Below are 22,865 nucleotides of genomic sequence, written 5' to 3' on the forward strand. Positions count from 1 at the left end.
CGCAGGGCCGTCGCTTACGAAGACGCGCGGCGGGAATCGGGTCAAGTCGACCGTACCTGATGCACGTCATGTCGCAGCACTGTGGCTGGGACAACTGTCTCTACAAGGCCGGTTTTGACGTCATAGACGAGACCCGTCACCGTGATCCCGTCCGGCAGATTCGGGTTGGCTTCGAGTGCCGCCACGTCGATCGCGATCGCCTTGTACGGATCGGTGATCGCGAGATCGTCGATCTTGTCGTCGGCGACGCAACTTCGACGCGCGACGGGAGCACCTTTGATTCCACAATCAGTGTGCTGAAGCACGACCAGGTTCCAGCCAGCACCGACTGCTTCTCCGGCCGCTTCCTGCTCCCCTCAAGAAAATTCAACTGGCCTAGGCGACCGTCGAGTTATCCTGTAATCTCCCGTTACGTTTGGAAATATCGCGTAATAATCCGATGCTAGCCGCATTGCATCGAAAGAAATGCTCGCATGGCCCGGTGCGAATACAAACATTCGTGACGAGGTTTGTGACTGGGCTTACGAAGCGAAATGCCGTCTCTTACGAAGCACTTTCTGGCAGCGACTATCGCAATGCCACGGGGGCTTTCGTGCCTGCGCCTTTCGCGAAACAGAAAATATATCGTGGTCGATTATGTCGCTTTTTGAAGCTTGCAATCTGTTAGCCAGAGCTATTCCCAAACGAACTCCTCACGATATCTTCCGACGGGCGCGCGTTCTGATGTACGCAATGCTCAATCCGTCTGCGGCACGCATCTGGTTGAAGGCGTTGACGACGAACCCCCTGCTTGCGGATATTGTTGTCCGCAACCGGCGCTACCTCGAACGCCCCTTTCATTGTTTCGCCCAGGCCGATATATCTGCCTACGCGCGTGCAGAGCTGCTGTGCGGTCATTTTCCGGTCGTGCAGGAGCTGTTCGGTGAAGATCTGACGCGCAGGGTCTACCTGAACTCGGAATATGTGACGTTGGCATCGACGGGCAGGTATTCGCTTGTTGTGAGCGAGCCGGTACGCTGCTGGCGCGAAGGCTTGCTGACCGTCGCCTGGCGCGACGAGCTTGAGCACGTCGATCTTGCGTGGGCGACCATCAGCTTCGAAATGCATACCGGCTCGGGGAAACGCGGAGCGCTGATCGGGGGATTGCAAGGCCCGGCTGGCGGAGACAGAGAGCGGGTGCGCGACGCTACACGTGCATGTCATGGCCTACGACCGAAAGCCGCTGTGATGGAAGCGGTCGGCGAACTCTGCAGGATGGCGAGGGTGGACGCACTTGCTGGCGTGTCGAAGAAGACGCACGTTTCCGCCGCAACCGCAATCCAGTTTACCGCGGACTACGACGGCTTCTGGCGCGAGCTAGGCGGAGTCGAGGCCGATGGACGGTTCTTGCTGCCGCTTCGGCAGTGGCACCGCGACATCAGCGAGGTTCCGTCAAACCGGCGGGCTGCATTTCGCAGGCGTCAGGCGCTGATTGCCGATTTGCTGGCGCAGATCGGTGGGACAGTCCACGAAGGCTTGACGGCAGATGCGAGCACGGTTCATCTGAATCACGTGAAGGACGGCGCCCCTCTGCGGGAACTTGCTGTCGCGATGGCAGATAACTATCGTGACGCGGAACCAGCGTGATTGTCCGGTAGCCACGGAACGTGCGCGATTCTTCCAGTCGAATTTCCGCACAGAGTTTTCGAACGGAGAAGATGGTCAACCGACGGCGCTGTCGCCCACGCTCTCCGTGCCGAGTCGATGAACCGAACTAGTCGCACGAATACAGCGCCGGCCAACTGCTGTTGAAAGCCGTGCTAAGGGGTATGCGGCTTGCTTGCGCGTTAGGCGAATTCATCGAAAGCGCGCGAGGCAAAGACATGGCCGAATCAGACAACGTCGTTCGCAAGAACGCCGCCTACCCGTATTCATCGGGTGGATGGGGATCGATCAAGGCCGTCACGGGCGCGCTCATTCACGAGAAAGTGCCGCTCAAGTTCAGCACGGTGCTGCTCAAGCAAAACAAACCGGAAGGCTTCGCGTGCGTGAGCTGCTCGTGGGCGAAGCCCGCCGATCCGCACACCTTCGAATTCTGCGAAAGCGGCGCGAAGGCAACCGCGTGGGATCTCACCGCGAAGCGCATGACACCGCAGTTCTTCGAGCTTCACACGGTGACGGAACTCTGCGCGTGGCACGATCACGACCTCGAAGACGCCGGGCGTCTCACCGCGCCGTTGCGCTATGACGCCGCCACCGACAAGTACATGAGCGTCAGCTGGGAAGAAGCCTTCGAGGACATCGGCCGCGAGTTGCGCGGGTTCGATCCGAAGCGCGTCGCGTTCTATGCATCCGGTCGCGCATCGCTGGAAACGTCCTACATGTACCAGCTTTTTGCACGCATGTACGGCACCAACAATCTGCCCGACAGTTCGAACATGTGTCACGAGAGCACGAGCGTCGGACTGAAGGAAGCGATCGGCGTGGGCGTCGGAACCGTGAGACTCGAAGACTTCGAGAAAACCGATCTCATGTTCTTCTTCGGCCAGAACGTCGGCACCAATAGTCCACGCATGCTGCATCCGCTACAGGAAGCCAGAAAACGCGGCGTGCCGATCCCAGTTCGGATTCGAGCCGCCTCGCGAGAAGGGCATGAACATCGTCGAGACTTTCGAGGCGATGCTCGACGGCAAGGTCAGCGCGGTCATCAACCTCGGCGGCAATCTCGTGCGTTCGGTGCCGGACCGTATGCGCATCGAGCCGGCATGGCGCAATCTGAAACTCACGGTCAATATCGCGACGAAACTCAATCGCAGTCATCTCGTGCATGGCGAGAAGTCGTACATTCTGCCGTGCCTGAGCCGCATCGAAATCGATACGCAGGCAAGCGGCGCGCAGGCGGTATCGATGGAAGACAGCACCGGCTGCATTCACGGTTCGCGCGGCGTGGCAGAGCCCGCTTCGCAGGATGCGCGCTCGGAGCCGCATATCGTCGCGGAACTGGCGAAGCACACGCTCGGCGCGCGCTCGACGGTGGACTGGGATCGCTGGCGCAACGACTACGCGCTGGTGCGCGACGAGATTGCGAAAACCTATCCCGACACCTTCCACGATTTCAACGAAAGAATGTGGACGCCAGGCGGCTTCCCGCGCAATCTGGCCGTGCGTGAACGCAAGTGGCAGACGAAGAGCGGCAAGGCGGAGTTTTCCGTGCCCGAGACCCTCGGCGAAGATCCCGATATGCCCGAGCGCGAGCCGCAGTCCTTGCGCCTCATGACGCTGCGCAGCGACAGCCAGTTCAACACGACGATCTATAGTCTCGACGACCGCTTTCGCGGCATCAAGGGCGATCGTATGGTGATCTTCATGTGCGAGGCCGACATGACACGCCACGGTCTCCAGAAGAACGACCGCATCACGTTGCGCACGATCGCCGACGATGGCTTCGAGCGACGCGTCGCAGGCCTGCGCATACAGCCCTACGACATACCGCAGGGATGCATCGCCGGTTATTACCCGGAGTGCAATCCGCTGCTGCCGTTATGGCATTACGCCAAGGAAAGCAAGGTGCCGGGCGCGAAGTCGATTCCTGTGCTGATCGTCGAGGTGAATGGAAGGCCGCGCGAAGCGTTGGCTTGAATCACGCATGGCGTCCGACACGGCGCGCGTCGGCGGCCCGCAGACAACGCGCGATAGCGAGCGCGCCAAGCGACATAACAAGCGACGCTCGCCCAACGAAGCCCGGCGCGTTCTTCGATCAACTCGCACCCCTTCATCCACATCACGCACTCAACGCAAAGACGCTTCCCCATTCCGACAGCGGCGACGTATCGACATCGAGCATGCGCAGCGCTTTCCACACGACCGTCGCCACCGTATCGTAAGCAGCAATGCCCGTCTCGCGCTCGAACGGCTGCGCCAGATGCGCCGCGTGCAGATTCGTGCAGAACGTCGTCACTGCATCGGGCCGGGCGAAGGCCGCCTCGCGCATCATGTCGGCGAGAAGCGTGTCGGGCACCTCGGCGAAGCTGAAGTTCTCGCTCAGTCCCAGATGCCGTTCCGCCACGCACTCGACGCCGATGTTCTCGTAGTTGCGGATGATGCGCTCCTGCACATCGTCGGTATAGGGCGAAACGAGAGCGAGCCGGCGCACGCCCGTCTTCGCGAGAATCTCGTTCAGCGCCAGCACCGATGTCGTCGCGGGAATGCCGGTCGCCTCAGTCAACTGATGGCATAGCGCCTCGTCGCGCTCGAAGCCGAGCCAGCCCGCCGATGTGCCGCTCCAGCCGATCACGTCGACGCGCGCATCGGCGAGTTGCTTCGCCGCATCGAGAATGCGGCTCACGTCGAACTGGCCGAGCGCCTGATTCGTCAGGCTGATTTCCGTCACGGTGAAGCGCGCGAAGTGCGCACTCACATGCGGCAGCGCGCTCAGCATCGCGCAGGTGATCGGTTCGAGCGCCGTGTTGGACGAAGGCGTCAGAATGCCGATCCTCAATCGTTTCGTTTGCATGTCGAGCCCTCGCTAGTCGGCCAGCAAAACTTTCACGCCCTCCGCGGCCTCGCGGCGCAAGGCATCGATATCGAGACCGGGAATCACGCCGTCATCGACGACCACGCGCCCATTCACGATGTTGTAGCGCACGCGCGCGGGTTCGCCCGCCGTCACCGGCGCAACGGCGAGATCGTGAAAGCCGTAAAAGCGCGGATCGTCGATGTCGTACAGCACGAGGTCCGCCGCCTTGCCGACTTCGATCGAGCCGACCGCATCGAGACCGAGCACGCCCGCGCCGCCCGCGCTGCCCCAGTGAATGGTCTCCTCCACCGTCGTCGCCGACGCGCCTTGCGCCGCGCGATGCACGAGCCACGCGAAGTGCGCCTCGTTGATCATGCTGCCCGACTCGTTCGACGCGACGCCATCCACCGCGAGCGACATCGGCACGCCCGCCGCGGCCATCGCCGGCGCGGGCGCGATGCCGCTGCCAAGTCGCGCGTTGCTGACAGGGCAGTGCGAGCAGCCGCTGCCCGTTTCGGCGAGCATCGCGATCTCGCTCGCTTCGAGATGCACGAGATGCGCGAACCATACATCGGGGCCGAGCCATTCGTGTTCGGCGACGAACTCGACCGGCAGCATGTCGAACCGCTCGCGGCAGAATTCGACATAGCGCCGCGTCTCCGACAGATGCGTGTGCATGCGCAGACCCATGCCGCGCGCCGCGCGCGCGATTTCGGGCAGAAGCGCGGGAGGCAGCGAGAAGGTCGGTGTCGTCGGCGCGACGACCACGCGGCGCATCGATGCCGCGCGTGGATCGTGATAGCGCGCCTTCAGTCGTTCGATATCGGCAAGCATCTGATCCAGTGTTTCAGGCTTGAGCGCGACCTTCGAGAAACCGGGGTGATCGCCCGCCGCCTGCAACGCGCCGCCGCGACACAGCACGAAGCGCAAGCCGAAAGACGCCGCTTCGTCGAAGAGCAGATCGCCGGTTTCCGTCGTGCCGTCCGCGTGATAGAGATAGTGATGGTCCGCGCACGTCGTCACGCCCGACAAAAGCAGTTCGACCATGCCGAGGCGTGCGGCGACGCGCGCGAGCTCCGGCGTGAAGCGCGCAAGGCGCGGATAGGGCACGGCTGCGAGCCATTCCTGCAGATCCGCGTCGATGCCCGAAGGCACCGCCTTGAGCAGATTCTGGAACAGATGATGGTGCGTGTTCACCCAGCCGGGATAGACGACGCACGCACTCGCATCGATGACGCGCTCGCCGTCGCGTGCCTGGAGATCGGGCGCGATGGCCTCGATGATGCCGTTGCGGATGCGAATATCGACCTGTCCGAGACGCGCGTCATCGCCGCGCAGGCCGCTCATCACCGCGACGGGATTTCTGATCAGCAGCGCTTCGTTTTTCATGTTCATGAAGGGTAGTCCTGTCATTACGTTTCACTCGCGGACCATGCTGTGCGCAGGCACGTCTTCTTCTTCGTGCGCACCGTTGAGCACGGCGTTCAGCACGACCGATACGAGGCACGCGAGCACGACGCCGCTGTGCACGAAGGGCTGCGTCCACTCCGGCATCTGCTTGAAGACTTGCGGGGCCATCACGGGAATGAGCGCGGTCGCGATCGTGAAGCCGACAATCAGTACGTTGTAGCGATTGCGCTCGAAGTCCACTTTCGAGAGCGTCTGCACGCCCGCCGCGACCACGACACCGAACATTGCGACCCCCGCGCCGCCGAGCGCGGCCGCGGGCGTCGCGGCCACGACCGCCCCGATCTTCGGCACCAGCGCGACGACGCACATGAGCACGCCGCTCACCGCCACGACCCATCGGCTGCGCACGCCGGTCAGAATCACGAGGCCCACGTTTTCCATGAACGCGATGAAGGGAAACGCGGCGAACATGCCGGCGATCGCGCTCGCGAGACCGTTCGCGCGCATGCCGCGCACGGCGTCTTCCTCGCTGATGTTCTTGTCGACGATATCGCCGATCGCGACGAAGAGGCCCATCGATTCGACCATCTGCACGACCATGACGACGATCATCGTCAGCACGGGCACCACGGAGAACACGGGCATGCCGAAGTGAAACGGCAGCGGCATCGTGAACCACGGCGCGTCGGCGACGCTGCCGAAGTCGCCCATGCCCAGTGCGCAGGCCAGCACGCTGCCCGCGACGAGGCCGATCAGCACCGACAGATTGCGCAGGAACGCATTGGCGAAGCGGTTGACGGCGAGGATCACCAGCGCCACGAAGAGCGCGACGCACAGAAAGGGCAGCGCGCCGAAGTGCTGCCGCGCGTTCTCGCCGCCGCCCGCCCATTGATACGCGACAGGAAAGAGCTGCAGCCCGATCACCGTGACGATGCAGCCGGTCACGACAGGCGGAAAGAAGCGCCGCAGCCGTCCGACGAGCGGCGCGGCGAACATCGTGAACACGCCCGCGCCGATCACCGCGCCGCACACGCCCGCGAAGCCGACGCCCGGACTCATGCCGATCGCGATGACCGGACCCACGCTGCTGAACGCAACGCCTTGCAGAATCGGCAGGCGCACGCCGAACTTCCAGATGCCGACGGTCTGCAGCACCGTCGAGATGCCCGAGCAGAAGAGCGCCGTGCTGATGAGCACGGTGGTGTCGGCGGGCGACATCTTCAATGCGGATGCGACGATCAACGGCACGGCAATCGCGCCGATATAAGCGACGAGCATGTGCTGCAGGCCGAGCGTGATCATCTGCCGCTTGGGCAAGATGCGATCGACGGGGTGTTGTTCGGGGTTCATCACGTGTCTCCTGATTATCGTTGTCGGCGGGGTTGTTCAGGTCTGCGCGACCGGATACGGAGCCGCGAGCCCGCTCGTGTCGATGATCACGGTCTCGATCTCCTTGAGGGGAATTGGCTTGACCAGTTGCCTGATCGCGGGCAGGCGCGTCGATGGAACGAAAGCTCTCGCGAGCTTGCCCATGCGGCCTTTTGCAAGACGCGTTCTGCGTGCGTCTTCCCCTCGCCGGCATCGAGTGTCACACTGACGTGCACTGCTGCTTGCGATGCAGTCTCACAAGTTGCGCACGCTCTGTACAATATTTTTTGACCACGACTTTGATACGTTGGCGATATGGATATGCGGCTTTTGCGGTACTTCGCGGTGCTCGCCGATGAACTGCATTTCGGCCGCGCGGCCGCGCGGCTGCACATTTCGCAGCCGCCGCTGAGTCAGCAGATCCGCATCCTCGAAGAGGAGATGGGCACCGCGCTTTTCCTGCGCTCGCAACATCGCGTCGAGCTCACCGAGGCAGGGAAAACACTGAAGGAACAGGCGCCGCTGATCTTCGCGCAGTTCGAGCGCGCGATCGATCTCACGCGTTGCGCGGGACGCGGCGAAGTGGGCAGCCTCGAGATCGGCGTCATCAGCTCGGCGATGGTCGAGCCCATTCCACGCGCGCTCGGCGTATTCGCGCGCAAGCATCCGCAAGTGAGATGGACGCTGCACGAGATGACGCCCGCCGCGCAGATTCAGGCGTTGAAAGAGCGCCGGCTCGATGTGTGCTTCTTTCGCGTGGCGCGCGAAGATCCGGAGATCGTCAGCGAAGTCGTGTTGCGCGAACCCGCCGTGGTCGCGCTGTCGCTGACGCATCCGTTCGCGTCGCGCGGGGAGATCGCGTTGCGCGAACTCGAAGCCGAGCGCTTCCTGTCGTTCGGTTTGCTGCAGTCGCAACTCGCGCGGTTCCTGCGCGACTGTTGCGTCGAGGCGGGATTCACGCCGCGCATCGAGCAGGAAGTCGTGGAGCTGCACACGCTTCTATGTCTCGTGCGCGAAGGGCTCGGCGTTGCGCTGCTGCCGGCGTCGGCCGCGCAGTTGTCGGGCGGCGGCGTCGCCTTCGTGCCGCTCGCGGGGCCGCGTCCCGAAGTTTCGCTGCATGCGCGTTATCGCGCGGAAACGCCGTCGCCGGTGCTGGCGCGGTTTCTCGAAACGGTGCGCGACGTCGTCAGCGCGGAACGCGCGCGTTGAGCGTTTGCGCGACGAGCGCGCGTATCGCATCGACGAGCGGGGCCACGCGTGCCGACTTTTCGCGCGGCCATACGGCGTAGAGGTTGTAGTGCGTCGGGATCTCGACTTGCGTGAGTTCGATCAGCCTGCCGTCGCGCTGCGCATCGGCGGCGAGCAGGCCACGCGCGAGTCCGACACCCACGCCCGCGCTCGCGGCCGCGATCAGTCCCGCCGCGTTGTCGAAGACGGCAACCGCATGCGGTTCCACTTCCGGCAGACCGGCAGAGGCGAGCCACGGTATCCATGAGCGCTTCGTGTAGCCGAGCAAGGGCAGGGCGAGCACGTGTTCCGGCGCAAGCGGCGCGGTGAGTCCGCGCGCGTTCAGCAGCGCGGGCGCGCCCATGACCGTCAGGCGATCGCCGCAGATCAGCGCGTTCTCGAAGCCATCCCATTCGCCATAGCCGTAACGCAGTGCGAGATCCACGCGCTCGAATGCGCTGCGATCGTGGCGCGGCGCGGACAGCACGGTCAGCGCCACGCCTGTCAGCGCGTCGAGCAGCGCGGGCAGGCGCGCGACGAGCCAGCTTTGCGCGAGTTCGGGATCGACGTCGAGCGTGATCGACTGCTTGACCTCGCGTTCCTTCACCGACGACAGCGCACGATCGATCTGCTCGAAGCCATCGCCCAGCTGATTCGCGAAGAGCGCGCCCGCATCGGTCAGCACGACGCGCGCGCCTTCGCGCACGAAGAGCGGCTGGCCGACGAACTCCTCGAGCGTGCGGATCTGCTGGCTGATCGCGCTATGCGTGAGCGACAACTGACGCGCCGCGCTCGAAAAGCTGCCGGCGCGCGCGGCCTGGAGAAAGGCCTGCATCGACTGGATGGAAGGGTAGCGCTTCAACATGGGTGTTAGCCGGGCTTACGGATGATCAAAGAAATCGTCGCTGGCGTTCCGCCGCGGCGGCTTCCCATAATGGCCGCGAACACGAACGACATTCAGGAGACAGCGCATGATAGAAATCATCGTCAACGACGCGCGGCACTCGCTCGACAATGTACCGGAAGACATGCCCCTGTTGTGGGTGCTGCGCGATTCGCTGGGTCTGACGGGCACGAAATTCGGCTGCGGCGGCGGCTTTTGCGGCGCGTGCACGGTGCATCTGGAGGGCGAAGCGGTGCGCTCATGCCTGCTGCCGATCGCGGCCGTCGCGGGCCGGCGCATCACGACGATCGAAGGTCTGTCCAAAGACGGCGCGAGTCCGTTGCAGCGTGCGTGGATCGCGGAAGACGTGCCGCAATGCGGCTACTGTCAGTCGGGGCAATTGATGCAGGCGGCCGCGTTTCTGAAGGGCAAGACGTCCGTCAGCGACGACGCCATTGCGGCGGCGATGTCCGGCAACATCTGCCGCTGCGGGACGTATTCGCGCATTCGCCAGGCGATCAAACGCGCGGCGGCGGAGGCCTGAATGCGGATCGAACATCGCGCGGCGCGTCGCCGTTTCATGCAGCAAGGATCCGCGTTGCTGGCAGCGGGGCTCGCGATCGGCTTCCGGTTGCCCGAGGCGTCAGCGAAGAGCGGGGAGCCGCACCCACGCGACGGAGAATTCGAGCCGAACGCCTGGGTGCGCGTGCTGCCCGACGACACCATCAAGCTCGTCGTCCATAAGCACGATTCGGGCACCGGCACGCGCACCGCGCTCGCCGCGATGGTCGCGGAAGAACTGGATGTCGATCCGTTTCGCATCGACGTGATCACGCCCGAGAATCCGTTCTACGCGGATTACATTCATCCCTTGTGGAAGGTGTTTTCGACGGGCGGAAGCACGAGCGTGTCGCTGGAATACGATCGCTTGCGGCATGCGGGCGCGACCGCTCGCGCGATGCTGATTGCGGCGGCCGCGAAACAGTGGAACGTGCCGCCGTCCGCGTGCTCAACGGACGATGGCTTCGTGATCGACAAGGCGAGTGGCGCGCGCGCGAGCTACGGCACGCTGGCCGCCGTCGCCGCGAGCTTGCCTGCGCCGAAAGACGTGCCGCTGAAAGATCCGTCGCAGTTCAGGTATATCGGCAAGCTGCGCAAGAAGCGCGATGCCGCGCAGAAGGTGTGCGGCGCGTTCGCATACAGCATCGACGTGCGCTTGCCCGGCATGCTGGTCGCGGTCGTCACGCGCGCGCCCGTGATCGATGCGCGCGTGCGCAGCGTCGATGCCAAAGCCGCGCTCGCCGTGCCAGGCGTGCGCCAAGTATTGCAGATACCTGGACGCCCGGACGTGCTCGGCGGCAATCAGGCCGGCGTGGCCGTGCTCGCCGACGATTACTGGTCCGCGCACAAGGGGCAGGCGGCGTTGCGCATCGAATGGGAAGACAGTCCGTTCGAAAAGTTCGACAGCCGCGATCTGTCCGCGCGTCAGGCCGCATGGCTCGACGATCCCGCCGCCCGAGTCGTGCCGACCGTGCAGAACGGCGACGCCGCATCCATCCTGAAGCGCGGCTCGCGTGTGATCGAGGCTTCGTACTCGATGCCTTACAAGGCGCAGAATCCGCTCGAACCCGTCAACGTGACGGCATGGGCGAAAGACGGCGGCATCGCGTACTGGGGAGGCCTGCAGGTGCCATCGATGGCACGGGAGGCGGCCGAAGTGATCGGCTGCATTCCGGCGAATCGCGTCGTGTTGCATGAACTGGTTTCGGGTGGCAGCTTCGGGGCGCGCGAATCGAAGTACTGGCTCTTCGAAGTCACGTGGCTCGCGATGCAAACCGGCAAGCCGGTCAAGCTGATGAACAGCCGCGAAGACGAAATGCGCGCGCTCTTTTATCATTCGGCGAGCCATCATCGTGCGCGGGCCGTGCTCGACGCGCGAGGCAATCTCTCGGCGCTGCAACTGCGCGCGGTGATGCCCGCATCGCCCGAACAATGGGAGCCGGGTTATACCGATCGCCCCGATCGCATGGATTACAGCACCACGGAAGCCATCAGCAAATTCGAGTTCGCCTATGGCGCGCCGCATGTGGATATCGGCTGGGTGCGTCACGAAACGGGCGTGCCCACGGGCTGGTATCGCGCGGTGAGTTATATCCCGAACGTGTTCGCGGTCGAGTCGTTCATGGACGAAGCCGCGCATTCAGGGCATCGCGATCCGGTCGACTTTCGGCTTGCGCACATGAAGGATGCGCGGCATGCCGCCGTGCTGCGCGAGGCGGCGACGCGAGCCGGCTGGGGCAAGCCGCTGCCGCGCGGCACCGCGCTCGGCGTCGCGACGAACCGCGCATACGGCAGCTATATCGCGGTGGTTGCGCGCGTGACGCGCCGTGACGATGGCATCGTGATCGACAAGCTCACATGCGTGGCCGATTGCGGGCTCGCGGTGTCGCCGGGCGGCGTCGAAGAGCAGTTGTACGGCGGATTGATGTGGGGACTCGGACACGCGCTCGCGGACCGCATCGATATCCGCGGCGGTCAGGTTCAGCAGACCAATTTCGGTTCGTATCGCGTGATGCGCATGAGCGACATGCCCGACATCGACATACACATCGTGCAGGGCGATCCGGCGAAGCCCGGCGGTGTCGGCGAGTTGTCGAGTCCGTCGGTTGCACCGGCGATCGCCAATGCCGTGTTCAGGCTGACGGGCAAGCGCTTGCGCGAGACGCCATTCGATCTGCGCAAAGTTCGAGTCTGAGGCAACCGTTTTATCGACGCCCGAGGCAGCCTGCTTTTAGCGAGGTAGCGCCTCGGTTCCTTTCCCGATAGCGCTTGAGAGCTTGATCCAGCATCGCGGCTAAGCAACGCTAGAACTTCGCGCGAATCCCGACACCGAATGTCTCGCCGTGCGATTCGCCCGATATCTTGTCATCCAGATACGCGGCGTACACATCGGTTCGTTTGGATAGCGGGTAATCGTAGCCGACCGCCCACGTTCTCCTGGTTTGATCGAAACCGCCGGAATCCTTCGAATATGCATAGGACGCCATGACCTTGCCGTTTGCGATCGGTATCGTGAAGCCTGCCTGACCGGTGCTCACATGGTAGTCCCCTGACGACACGGAATTCTGCGTGTACATGTACTGCCCGTATAGCTTCACGAGCTTGAAATCGTAGGTCAGGCCAAGCTGGCCGATACTTTGGCTGCGCAATCCTGCAACGATGTTGGCCGAGGCCGGATTCGAGAAATCGTTGGCGACATTCTTGTAGTTCACGTACTGGTAGACCGCGGTCGCACTGAGCGCCCCATTCAGATACAGCACTTGCGCGCTGTCTTTATGCTGGCCGGCCGCGCCGGCGCCGTTGCCGAACGAATACATCACCGAACCGCTCAGGCCGGAGAAGTCCGGCGACGTATAGGCAACCGAATTGCTCCATCCCGAGTCGCCGACCGCGCCCTGGTCTGTCCGATAGGCAGGAAAGGTGCTGGTGCCGAGGTATGTGTGATAGATCATCGGCGAGAACACGTACGAGTCGACGAACGGATTGAAGAGGATTGTCGACACAAACAGATTCGACGTAATGCGCCCGGCCGTCAGCGTGCCGTACGGTGAGAACATGCCGACATACGCGTTACGCGCGAAGAAAGTATCGCCCTGGAATCTCCCGCTTTGGCCGTTCTGCGGGCGATAAAACGTTTCCAGCGCGAAGATCGTTTTGAATCCAGCGCCGAGATCCTCGGTCCCCTTCATGCCCCAATAGGACGTGGACATCCCGCCGCCCGAGACATTCCACGCATGCTCGTTCGCGGGAAATTTCTGGTAACCGACCCATTCGTCTATCTGACCATAGAGCTGTATGCTGGATTGCGCGTAGGCCGTTCCCGCCGATAGCGCTGCAAAAAGAAGCGCAGTCAGTTTCGCCGATTTCGGAATGCAGTCCGCCACGATATGTTTCGATTTCATATGGTTTCCAGTCAACACTCTTGGTTAAGTACGGCCGATCACTTTGGCTGAATAGATACTATTGATTCGTTATCCTTATCTGTATTGATAAGGTCCGACCTCAACTGATGTATTCAAGACAAAAGAATTCGGCTTGACGCGTCGTCGGGGTCACACGCTACGAAAACGCCAAGCCGGGAGGCCTCACACAACGACGTCCGCATGTTGCCGCGACAGACACAGGTCGAGCAGCACCTTGAGACGCTGCCGATCCAGATTGCGTCCGATGAACACCAGTTTGCTTTCGCGCGGGCCTGCAGCCCACAGATCGGCCGGATGCAGGTCGAAGAGACGGTGCACCGCCTGAACGACATAGCGCTGATTCTCGTCGGCGATATCGAAGATCCCCTTCATACGGAATACATCGTCGCCTTGAGCCGCGAGTAGCGCGCGCAAACCGGCATCGAGTCGCGAGCGATCGAACGGACGGTCGAACACGAGCGACACGGACGTTACCGAAGGATCATGGCGATGACCATGCGGTGTGCTATCGCCTTCGTCGTGTTCATGATGGTCGTGGGCGTGCTCGCAAGCCTCGTCGCACACGTGGTCAGGGTCGTGAGCGTGGTCGTGCGTATGCTCATGTTCTTCTTCGACGTCCAGACTTGCCGACGTTGGCGTAAATCCGCCTATCCCCAGGATCTGGCTCAGATCGACCTGCGCATAGTTGGAGCGCAGGATTTGCGCACCCTCATTCAACCGGTGCAACCGCTGTTCAAGGGCGAAGACGAACCAGCTCGGCACCAGGTCGGTCTTGTTGATGATGATCCGGTCAGCGGCCACGATCTGATCGACTGCCTGATTGTCGCGCCCTCGCAGGGCCGGGTCGTCGAGATGGCTCTCGATATGAACCGCGTCGACCAGCGTGACGACGCCATCCAGCGTCACCTGGCGCGCCACGTCGTGGTCCATGAAGAACGTCGCCGCCACCGGCGTGGGATCGGCGAGACCGCTCGTCTCCACGAGAATGTGATCGAACTTCTCCGGACGCTCCAGCAACTTCTGCAGGATGCGAACAAGGTCGGTACGCACATCGACGACACAGCAGATGCAGCCGTTCGTCATCTGGAAGATTTCTTCATCGGACGTCATGACGAGATCCGAGTCGACATCGACTTCCCCGAATTCGTTCTCGATCACGGCGATGCGATGTCCATGCCGCTCTGTCAGGATATGGTTCAGCAGTGTCGTCTTGCCTGATCCGAGGAACCCGGTCAGGATCGTGACCGGAACGGGCGCGTTGGAAGAAGCATGTCGAGTGTCGAGTTGGCTCATGATGTCTCCTGCAATGGTGTCGATGTTCGAGAAGGTGCTTATGCCGCTGAATGTTCAGGCCGAAGCCCTTGCCAGCGGCCGACGAGACCGTCGTGATCGATGTCGAAAAGGTCGAGCACGCGCCCGACGGTATGGTTGACGATGTCGTCCACAGTTCGAGGGTGGTTATAGAAGGCAGGCACGGGCGGCAACACGATGGCCCCCGCTTCGGTCGCGGTGGTCATATTGCGCAGGTGGATGAGATTGAGCGGCGTCTCGCGCACCATGAGCACCAGCTTGCGGCGTTCCTTGAGCATCACGTCGGCGGCGCGCGTGATCAGATTGTCGGCGAGGCCCGTGGCTATCGCCGCCAGCGTGCGCATCGAGCACGGTGCTATGGCCATGCCGTCGCAACGAAATGAACCACTTGCGACGGCAGCGCCGATATCCCGCACGTTATGCACGACATTCGCCATAGCCTCGATCTCGCGGCGCTGCAGACCGAGCTCGTGCCCCGCCGTCAACAGTCCGGACGCGGACAGCACGAGGTGCGTTTCCCACTCCGGGCGTTGCGCGAGGTTCTGCAGCAGACGCACGCCATACACCGCGCCGCTGGCACCCGTGATTCCAACGATCATGCGCTTCGTCATACGCTATCCGGCCCTGTGTGCGATCTGGCTGCAGCGATCAGCTGTGCGGCGCGCGCCATGGCTTCGGCGCTGATCTGCGCGCGCACTCCGTCGAAGTTGGGACCGCGCGTTGCGTCGAGCCCCATTCGCGATGTCGTCCCCACACCGGATGCGGACGGGTCGAGCGCGCTGCCCGGCAAGCCGTCGATGATGACGACATCGAGGTGCGGCTGCAAATGGGTGGCCACGGCCCACAGCACCTCTTCGTCACGCGTGATATCGACGTCCGCGTCCACGGCGATGACCGTCTTCAGATAGGGATCCCAACCCAGCAAGCCGAGCATGACCTGACGCGCTTCGCCGGCGCGCATTTGCCTGAGCGCCACGTAAGCATGAAAGTGCGTGCCGGACGAGGGATAGTGGACCGCGATTACGCTCGGAAAGCGCTCCTTGAGCTTCTCGACCATCTCCGATTCGCGCGGAATGCGACCCAGGTTGAGGTGTTCGGCGGAATTGCCGCCGGCCACGTCGATCAGCATCGCATCGCGCCGGCGTAGCACGCTTTGCACGCGAAAGAGGTTGTTCGTCGAGCGGTCGGATGAGTAACCCGTGAACTCGCCGAAAGGGCCTTCGTCCGCGCGTGCCTGCGGATCGATTACGCCTTCGAGCACGATTTCCGCGTACGCCGGTATCGCGATACCGTGTCTCGGCGTGCGCACGACGTCGAGCGGCGCCCCGAACAGGCCACCCGCCACATGACGTTCGTCGACCCCGTAGGGCAACCGTGCGGCACCGGCAAGCATGAACAAGGGATGCGCGCCGATCACCATCGCGACCGGCAGCGAAGTTCCACGCTCCTGAGCTCGCTGGAGCATGCGCCATAGATGCCCGCGCGAATGCAGGCTGGTGGCGATTTCGGTGGTCGAATGGAGCGTCGAACGGTGATAACTTGCATTCCCGACGCCCGTTTCAGGATCCTCGGCAATCAGGATGGCGTTCGTGATGTACGGACCGCGATCGGTCGAGAAATGGGTGATGGCCGGAATGTCGGTCAGATCGATGTTATCGGTCTGGACGTGCTCCAGCACCGGCCCGTTTGCCAGCAGGCGCGGCGGCACCATTCGGCGGCTGCGCTGCTGGAATGCCGCGTGCAGATTCTCGAGAGACGAATCGAGCATCCATGCAATCCGGCTGCGCGACGCGAAGACGTTGGTCACCAACGGACTCCGAAGACCTGTGACCCGATCGAAAATCAGTAAAGGATGTTGCCCTCTGGCGGCAAGCTGCCATATCACTGCGGTCGGGTCCTGATTCGCGCTCGCGCTTTCGCGAATGGTCAGAACGTCGCCCGGATTTGCAATGCTGTAGCCGTCTAGAAAATGACGGAAATCTTGCGGATTTGCGCGCGAGCAGGCGAGGGCAGATGAATTAGACGATGTCATTAGTATTCCTTGTCATCAGCCTTGCAGCGCCCCGGTTGCCGGTGTCGACCGTATCCCGGGGGCCGCTGCGCTCGGCTGCTATCGCGGGCCGGCCGTCGATGCGCCGGCCCGCCATACGTCCGCTTACGCTACGACGTCGTTGAGCTTTGCGTAGCTATCCTTCAGGCGCAGCTCGGCTTCGTCGAGATTGCGCGGCGGCGGTGACGGCTCGATGCCGACCAGACGGGCGATGTTGTTGCCCATATAGTCTTCGAGACCGTCCTCGTCGAGATCCATGCCCTGCGGCGCGGGACCGCACAACATCTCCAGCTCGCGCAGCCACATGCCCGGTTCGTTCGGCGGCGTGTCCGTGCCGAAAACGATCTTGTCGCGCGGCAGTTGCCGGGCGAACTCGACAATGCGCGACTGAAAGCACCATCCCGACTCGCAGTACACGTTGGGTGTGTCCATCGCCATCCAGAACGCTTCGAACGAGTAGTTGCCGCCCGTCTGAATGCCGAAGTGACCGATGATGAAATTCACCATCGGGAACTCGCGGATGATCGGGTAGAACATCGTCGGGATCGTGTAGGGGCCGTCGCCAGTGTGGATCAGAACGACCACGTTGTACTTCGCGCAAACCTTCATCGCGGGGCGCAGCCAGTCCAGCGCGCGATCCGGACGATAACCGTGCATGTTCGCGTGCAGCTTCAGCATCTTGAAGCCGTACTCCTTCACGTGGAATTCGAGTTCGAGCGCGCCTTCTTCCGGACCCCAGCGCGGATTGAACGTGAAGTTGCCGATGAACCGATCGGGGTACTTCTGTGTCAGTTCGGCCACGTAAGCCATGTAGTCGCGGATGCCTTCGCGGCCGCGACGGTTGCCGTCGCGATAGCCGGTATTGCCCGGCGGCGGCTGGATGAAGCCCATGTCGATGCGGCGCGGTTTGCCGTTGATGACATACGGTCCATCCATCATCTTCAGCAGACGCTCGCCTGTGAACGGCTCGCCGGTGTGTCGCCACGCTTCGTCGACGAGATTGGTCGGGTGCAGATGGGTATCGATGATCATGCTGGTACTCCAGTATCTTGTGAATTGGCGTGCCGCAGCCTCGCTCAGGCAGCCAGCAAGGTCTTCGCTTCTTCGACGGAGCGCGGCGCGGGCGTGGGATCGAGGCCGATCATGCGAGCCGTGTTGTTGCCGAGATAGTCTTCGAGCGTGTCTTCATCGAGATTCAGACCCTGCGGCGGTTCGAAGCAAAGCACTTCGAGCAGACGCAGCCACATGCCCGGCTCGTTGGGCGGGGTATCGGAACCGAACAGGATCTTGTGCTTCGGCAGCACCTTCGCGAACTCGACGATGCGCGATTGCAGGCACCAGCCCGATTCGCAATACACGTTCGGCAGGTCCATCGCCATCTGGAAGGGCTCGAAACAATAGACGCCGCCCGTCTGCACACCGAAGTGCGCCATGATGAAGTTGACCGTCGGGAACTCCTTGATCATGGGGACCCATTCAGTCGGAATGCTGTACGGGCCATCGCCCGTATGCAGCTTGACCATCACGCCGAGTTCCGCGCACTTTTGCAGCGCCGGACGCAGCCAGTCGAGCGCGCGGTCGGGCCGGTAGGCGTGCATGTTGGCCTGGAACTGAACCATCTTGAAGCCGAGCTTGCGCACGTAATGCTCGATGGCATTGACGCCGTTCTCTACACCGCAGCGCGGGTTGTAGACGAAGCAGCCGATGAAGCGGTCGGGATATTTCTCGACCATTTCCACCGTATAAGCCATGTACGCGTCGATGGACTCGACGCCGGACTTGTTGCCGTCGGTGTAGGTGTAGATGGTGTTGCCTTGCGGCGGCTGGATGAAGGCTTTATCGATGCGGCGCGGCTTGCCGTTGATCGTGAACGGACCGTCCATCATCTGGATCAGGCGTTCTCCGGTGAAGGGTTCGCCATCATGCCGCCATGCCAGATCGACGAGATTCGTCGGGTAGCAGCTGGTGTCGATAATCATGCGGGATCTCCTCGCAATGCTTAGGTTGAAGGCAGGCAGACCGCGGCATGAGCCGAGCGGACTGCATCTTGCATTCGGGAGCATTGTCGAGGGGCAGAGAAAGGAAACTGGCGCCACTGACAAATACTCCGTCAGTGAGCAATCTCCAGTTGAACGATCGCGGCATTGCGCCGCTGCATGTTCAATCGACCGCTTCTACCCACGAGCGAATCATGCAGCGGTCGAGATTTGCTTGTCAAGAGAAAGGCGACTGCATTTGGGGCATGGAAAACCCGCAACGAATGCCTTTTTTCATCGATGCTTCAGTTGGATGATTCGCTGCGCCACGCGTTAGTGACTTCGCTCAGTAACGCCAGAAAACGCTCGAGCGCGGGCAGCGAGTCATCACGCCGGACTGTGGCGTAGAGATCCGCATTCATCTCGGGTTCGTCCAGTGCGACGAAGGCGACGTTCTCGCGCGGCGTGGTCGAGAGCGACTCGGGCAGGATGCTGATGCCGACTCCGGCACCCACGAGACTGAGTATCGTCTCGGGATCGGCGGACTCGTGCAGCACACGTGGCTGGAAGCCCTCTGTGATGCACGCGGCGAGAATGCCTCGAATCATCGGACTCTGTGTGTTGAGCAAGACGAACCGGTCAACGGAGAGCACTCGCAGACGAACGGAACGGCAATCGGCAAGCGGGTGGCTGTCCGGCAGCGCGACGATCAGCGGTTGCGGATAGACCAGGATCGACCGGAGCTCGCGATGCTCTGTCGGACTGCAGGCAAAGCCAACATCGATTTGGCCGCGCACCAACGCCTCTTGCTGCTTATCGGGCAACAGCTCATGCAGCGTCCACTCGACTTCAGGATTGTGCTTCTGAAACTGATGCATGGTCCTCGGCAACGGGCCATACATCACCGAGTTGATGATCCCGATGCGGATATAGCCCTCGAGTCCATCGGCCACCCTGCGCAAAAGCTTTTCGACCGAGTCGCAGTCGCCGACGATGCTGCGCGCACGCACAAGAAGCGCCTCTCCGGCGCGCGTCAACCGTGCCCCGTGGCGTCCGCGCACGAAAAGCGTGACCCGAAGCGAGTCTTCCAGCGATTTGATCTGCTGGCTCAACGGCGGCTGAGAGATGTGCAGACGCTCGGCCGCGCGACTGAAGTTGCCTTCCTCAGCGACTGAAATGAAATAGCGGAGCTGCCGGATATCCATATGTTTCTCGTATCGAATGGATTCCGAAATCGTATTTCACATATCGATTTTGTGCACATAGGCTTTACCCACACGGCCATAAGACGTCGATGCAGTCGCCGTGCGTTGCGATTCCTTTACGAGAATGTTGCCGCACCGACGGTAACCCAGGAGACGACATGACCATGCTCGAAGTGAATGGCGAGCGCCGCACCGTTGCCATGCCAAGCGACACGCCGCTGTTATGGGTGCTGCGCGATGAACTGAATCTCACCGGCACCAAATACGGCTGCGGAATGGGCCTGTGCGGCGCCTGCACGGTCCACCTGAACGGAAAGGCGGTGCGGGCCTGCCAGACACCGCTGGCGTCCGTCGCCGCGCAGCGCGTCACCACGATCGAAGGCCTGGGCGCGCCGCAGACCCTGCACGCACTTCAGCAGGCGTGGCAGGAAGAAGATGTTCCACAGTGCGGCTACTGTCAGTCCGGCCAGATCATGTCGGCTGCCGCGTTGCTCCGACATACGCGCAATCCCAACGACCAAGAGATCGACGCGGCGATGGCGGGCAACCTGTGCCGCTGCGGGACGTACGTCCGGATTCGCCGCGCGATCCATCGCGCTGCCGCTGTCCTTCGCAAGGAGTCGGCAGCATGAAGCGCGATCAGCCGAACCTGCACGCACCTGACGTTTCCGCGGGCCGCCGACGCTTTCTCCAGACCGGCGCTGCACTTGCGGGCGGCCTGCTGCTCGAGATTCACGCGACGGGGATCGGCATTCGCAGCGCGCGGGCAGCATCGATCACGGACAGCACAGCAGGGAACTTCGCGCCGAACGCCTGGGTTCGAATCACGCCGGACAATCAGGTGCTGCTCGTCGTACACAAGTTCGATAGCGGCACCGGCGTCAAGAACGCGCTCGGCTTGATGCTGGCGGAAGAACTCGACGCGGACTGGGATCGGGTGCGAGTGATTCAACCGGACGATCCGCTGGCGAAGGCCTATCTTCATCCGCTCTGGGGAATGCACGCGACCGGCGGCAGTACGAGCGTGTCGCTGGAATGGGATACCCTGCGGCGCGCCGGCGCGACTGCCCGGGCGATGCTCGTCGCTGAAGCCGCCCGGCGTTGGTCGGTCGACCAGGATGCCTGCAACGCTGCGGCTAGCGTGGTGTTTCATCCCGCGAGCGGACGCAAGGCATCCTATGGCGAACTCGCGGCGGGCGCGGCAGCCGGACCCGTTCCGGCACAGGTGACGCTCAAGCGCCCCGATCAGTTCGTCCTGATCGGAAAGGAGCGCCGCAGCTATCGGGTTGCCGACAAGGTAACAGGGCGCGCTCAATACGCAATCGACGTCAAGCTGCCGGGCATGCTGACCGCGATCGTGATCCATCCGCCTGTCGTCAACGCGAGCGTGAAGTCATTCAACGCGGACGCGGTCAAGGCGTTGCCTGGCGTACGCGATGTCTTTGCCATCGAGATTCCGGATGTTATCGCGCACTTTCGCGAGAACATGCCCGCGATGCCTGTTGCAAACGGCGTGGCGCAGCCCGGTGTGACCATCGTTGCCGATCATTTCTGGGCAGCGCAGCGCGCAAGGAAGGTATTGAAAGTCGAGTGGGGCGAGAGCGACCTCGCGAGCTTCAATTCCGATACCGTCCTCGAGGAGATGAAGAAGCACGTCGACGATCCAGGCATGAAGTCGAAGACGAAAGGCGCCGCCGAAACGACGTTCAGGGACGCGCCGCGCGTCGTGGAGGCGGTCTACAGCATGCCGTACAAGGCGCATGCTCAGATGGAGCCGTTGAGCGTGGTGGCGTGGGTCAAGCCGAATGAAGTCGAATACTGGGGAGGCATTCAGGTGCCTTCGCGGTGCGCGCAAGCGGCGGAATCGATTGCCGGCGTGCCGCGTGACAAGGTCCGCATTCACTTGACCGAGGCCGGCGGCAGTTTCGGAGCGCGCGAGGGACTGCATCAGATTCTGGAAGCCACCTTTATCTCGAAGCGCATGGGCCGCCCGATCAAGCTGCTCTACAGTCGCGAGGACGATGTGCGCGGCCTGTACTATCACGCCGCCAGCGTGCACAAGGCGCGCGCCGCACTCGACGCTTCCGGCAATCTGCTGGGCTTCAGTCTGCGTGCGGTGGTGCCGTCGATCAAGGAACCGGATGACCCAGGCTTTCTGGCAAAGGTTCCGGTAGATCCCAGTTGCACCGAAGGCATGCGCGACGACTTTTATTACGACATCGCCTCTCTCGACCTCGCATGGGTACGACACGAACCCGGTTTCCCGATCTGGTGGTGGCGCGCAGTGAGCTATGTACCCAACATCTTCGCGATCGAGAGTCTTATCGACGAAGCTGCGTACGCGGCCGGACAGGATCCGGTCGACTATCGTCGCAGAGCGCTTTCCAGTCGGCCCAATTTGCAAGCTGTGCTCGATCGGGCGGCTGTCCTCGCCGGCTGGAAAGCGAACAACTTTCGCGATATCGGCGCGGGCCGCGGGCAGGGCGTCGCCGTCTATGAAGGATATAAAAGTTATATCGCGATCGTTGCCGACGTAGAAGTGAAGGAGGACAGGTCAAGGTCAATAAGATCACTTGCGTGGTGGACTGCGGGCTCGCAGTCGATCCGAGTTCGGTGCATCAGCAACTGGCGGGCGGGATTTTCTGGGGCGTGTCGACCGCACTGACGAATGCGATCCATATCGAAAACGGCCAGGTGCGCGAGAGCAACTTTCACGACTACCCCGTGCTGCGCATACACGAAGCACCCGAGTTGGCGATTGAGATATTGCCACCGTCCGGACGCCCGCCGGGAGGTGTCGGAGAACTGTCGAATCCCCCCGTCGTACCAGCCATAGGCAATGCGATTTTCGCTGCAACTGGCAAACGACTGCGCGCAACGCCGTTCGTTATGGCCCAAACCTGATCTTGACCATACTCACAACGCTGGCGCCATGCCCAGTTATGCAGGAGACAATG

20 protein-coding genes and 1 pseudogene are annotated in these 22,865 nt (G+C 62.3%); 8 read left to right on the forward strand and 13 right to left on the reverse strand.

Features of this window, described 5'->3' with window-relative positions; genetic code table 11:
• Positions 1–41 precede the first annotated feature (41 nt).
• A complete protein-coding gene (locus PQR08_RS10195) occupies positions 42–305 on the reverse strand; it encodes a carbonic anhydrase (RefSeq protein ID WP_250487416.1) in 264 nt (87 codons plus the stop codon).
• A gap of 331 nt (positions 306–636) precedes the next feature.
• Here PQR08_RS10195 and PQR08_RS10200 point away from each other — a divergent pair, with 331 nt between their 5' ends.
• Both PQR08_RS10200 and PQR08_RS10205 read left to right on the forward strand, forming a co-directional pair.
• Positions 637–1,626, forward strand: coding sequence for a DUF535 family protein (locus tag PQR08_RS10200; RefSeq protein WP_284509237.1), 990 nt, complete (start codon positions 637–639; stop codon positions 1,624–1,626).
• Positions 1,627–1,862: 236 nt separating this feature from the next.
• Positions 1,863–3,618, forward strand: a pseudogene (locus tag PQR08_RS10205) (molybdopterin-dependent oxidoreductase).
• Positions 3,619–3,760: 142 nt separating this feature from the next.
• Here the strand turns inward: PQR08_RS10205 and PQR08_RS10210 are convergent.
• From PQR08_RS10210 to PQR08_RS10225, 4 genes are read right to left on the reverse strand one after another with little or no spacing between them, the layout of a single operon-like run.
• Positions 3,761–4,492: a maleate cis-trans isomerase family protein gene (locus PQR08_RS10210; RefSeq protein ID WP_250486531.1), complete on the reverse strand. Its 732-nt coding sequence runs from the start codon at positions 4,490–4,492 to the stop codon at positions 3,761–3,763.
• 12 nt (positions 4,493–4,504) lie between these two features.
• Entirely contained in the window at positions 4,505–5,884 is a 1,380-nt protein-coding gene (locus tag PQR08_RS10215; RefSeq protein ID WP_494410624.1) for an isoxanthopterin deaminase, read from the reverse strand.
• Between the two features lie 30 nt (positions 5,885–5,914).
• Entirely contained in the window at positions 5,915–7,255 is a 1,341-nt protein-coding gene (locus PQR08_RS10220; RefSeq protein WP_238211846.1) for a nucleobase:cation symporter-2 family protein, read from the reverse strand.
• Positions 7,256–7,291: 36 nt separating this feature from the next.
• Positions 7,292–7,438: a hypothetical protein gene (locus PQR08_RS10225; protein ID WP_250486532.1), complete on the reverse strand. Its 147-nt coding sequence runs from the start codon at positions 7,436–7,438 to the stop codon at positions 7,292–7,294.
• 150 nt (positions 7,439–7,588) lie between these two features.
• On the opposite strand from PQR08_RS10225, the gene PQR08_RS10230 reads away from it, so the two are divergent.
• On the forward strand, positions 7,589–8,482 hold the full coding sequence (locus PQR08_RS10230) for a LysR substrate-binding domain-containing protein (protein ID WP_408161272.1): 894 nt from the start codon (positions 7,589–7,591) through the stop codon (positions 8,480–8,482).
• On the opposite strand, the gene PQR08_RS10235 is transcribed toward PQR08_RS10230, so the two are convergent.
• Positions 8,460–9,365 (reverse strand): LysR substrate-binding domain-containing protein, encoded by a 906-nt coding sequence (locus PQR08_RS10235; protein ID WP_250486533.1) that lies wholly within the window; start codon positions 9,363–9,365, stop codon positions 8,460–8,462. The two genes, PQR08_RS10230 and PQR08_RS10235, sit on opposite strands and share 23 nt — an antisense overlap.
• Positions 9,366–9,471: 106 nt before the next feature.
• On the opposite strand from PQR08_RS10235, the gene PQR08_RS10240 reads away from it, so the two are divergent.
• On the forward strand, positions 9,472–9,927 hold the full coding sequence (locus tag PQR08_RS10240) for a (2Fe-2S)-binding protein (protein WP_250486534.1): 456 nt from the start codon (positions 9,472–9,474) through the stop codon (positions 9,925–9,927).
• Positions 9,928–12,138 carry a xanthine dehydrogenase family protein molybdopterin-binding subunit gene (locus tag PQR08_RS10245; protein WP_250486535.1) on the forward strand — a complete coding sequence of 737 codons (2,211 nt, stop codon included), beginning with the start codon at positions 9,928–9,930 and terminating at the stop codon, positions 12,136–12,138.
• A 109-nt stretch (positions 12,139–12,247) separates the two neighbouring features.
• On the opposite strand, the gene PQR08_RS10250 is transcribed toward PQR08_RS10245, so the two are convergent.
• The 7 genes from PQR08_RS10250 to PQR08_RS10280 form a co-directional block, all read right to left on the reverse strand.
• Positions 12,248–13,345, reverse strand: coding sequence for a porin (locus PQR08_RS10250; protein ID WP_250486536.1), 1,098 nt, complete (start codon positions 13,343–13,345; stop codon positions 12,248–12,250).
• 183 nt (positions 13,346–13,528) lie between these two features.
• Positions 13,529–14,659, reverse strand: coding sequence for a CobW family GTP-binding protein (locus PQR08_RS10255; protein WP_250486537.1), 1,131 nt, complete (start codon positions 14,657–14,659; stop codon positions 13,529–13,531).
• 38 nt (positions 14,660–14,697) lie between these two features.
• On the reverse strand, positions 14,698–15,288 hold the full coding sequence (locus PQR08_RS10260) for a UbiX family flavin prenyltransferase (RefSeq protein WP_035498137.1): 591 nt from the start codon (positions 15,286–15,288) through the stop codon (positions 14,698–14,700).
• A complete protein-coding gene (locus PQR08_RS10265) occupies positions 15,285–16,709 on the reverse strand; it encodes a UbiD family decarboxylase (RefSeq protein WP_250486538.1) in 1,425 nt (474 codons plus the stop codon). Before PQR08_RS10265 ends, PQR08_RS10260 begins: the two co-directional genes overlap by 4 nt.
• 123 nt (positions 16,710–16,832) lie before the next feature.
• A complete protein-coding gene (locus PQR08_RS10270) occupies positions 16,833–17,759 on the reverse strand; it encodes an amidohydrolase family protein (RefSeq protein WP_035498139.1) in 927 nt (308 codons plus the stop codon).
• Positions 17,760–17,803: 44 nt separating this feature from the next.
• Positions 17,804–18,706, reverse strand: coding sequence for an amidohydrolase family protein (locus PQR08_RS10275; RefSeq protein ID WP_187603439.1), 903 nt, complete (start codon positions 18,704–18,706; stop codon positions 17,804–17,806).
• A gap of 302 nt (positions 18,707–19,008) precedes the next feature.
• Positions 19,009–19,908, reverse strand: coding sequence for a LysR substrate-binding domain-containing protein (locus tag PQR08_RS10280; RefSeq protein ID WP_250486539.1), 900 nt, complete (start codon positions 19,906–19,908; stop codon positions 19,009–19,011).
• 158 nt (positions 19,909–20,066) lie between these two features.
• On the opposite strand from PQR08_RS10280, the gene PQR08_RS10285 reads away from it, so the two are divergent.
• The 3 genes from PQR08_RS10285 to PQR08_RS10295 are packed head-to-tail and all read left to right on the forward strand — an operon-like array spanning position 20,067 to position 22,812.
• On the forward strand, positions 20,067–20,540 hold the full coding sequence (locus PQR08_RS10285) for a (2Fe-2S)-binding protein (protein WP_250486540.1): 474 nt from the start codon (positions 20,067–20,069) through the stop codon (positions 20,538–20,540).
• Positions 20,537–22,573 (forward strand): xanthine dehydrogenase family protein molybdopterin-binding subunit, encoded by a 2,037-nt coding sequence (locus PQR08_RS10290; RefSeq protein ID WP_408161273.1) that lies wholly within the window; start codon positions 20,537–20,539, stop codon positions 22,571–22,573. The genes PQR08_RS10285 and PQR08_RS10290 overlap by 4 nt, the downstream gene beginning before the upstream one ends.
• A complete protein-coding gene (locus PQR08_RS10295; RefSeq protein ID WP_408161275.1) occupies positions 22,489–22,812 on the forward strand; it encodes a molybdopterin cofactor-binding domain-containing protein in 324 nt (107 codons plus the stop codon). The genes PQR08_RS10290 and PQR08_RS10295 overlap by 85 nt, the downstream gene beginning before the upstream one ends.
• Positions 22,813–22,865: the final 53 nt, after the last annotated feature.

The sequence above is a fragment of the Caballeronia jiangsuensis genome (assembly GCF_046030135.1).
Classification (GTDB): Bacteria; Pseudomonadota; Gammaproteobacteria; order Burkholderiales; family Burkholderiaceae; genus Caballeronia; species Caballeronia jiangsuensis.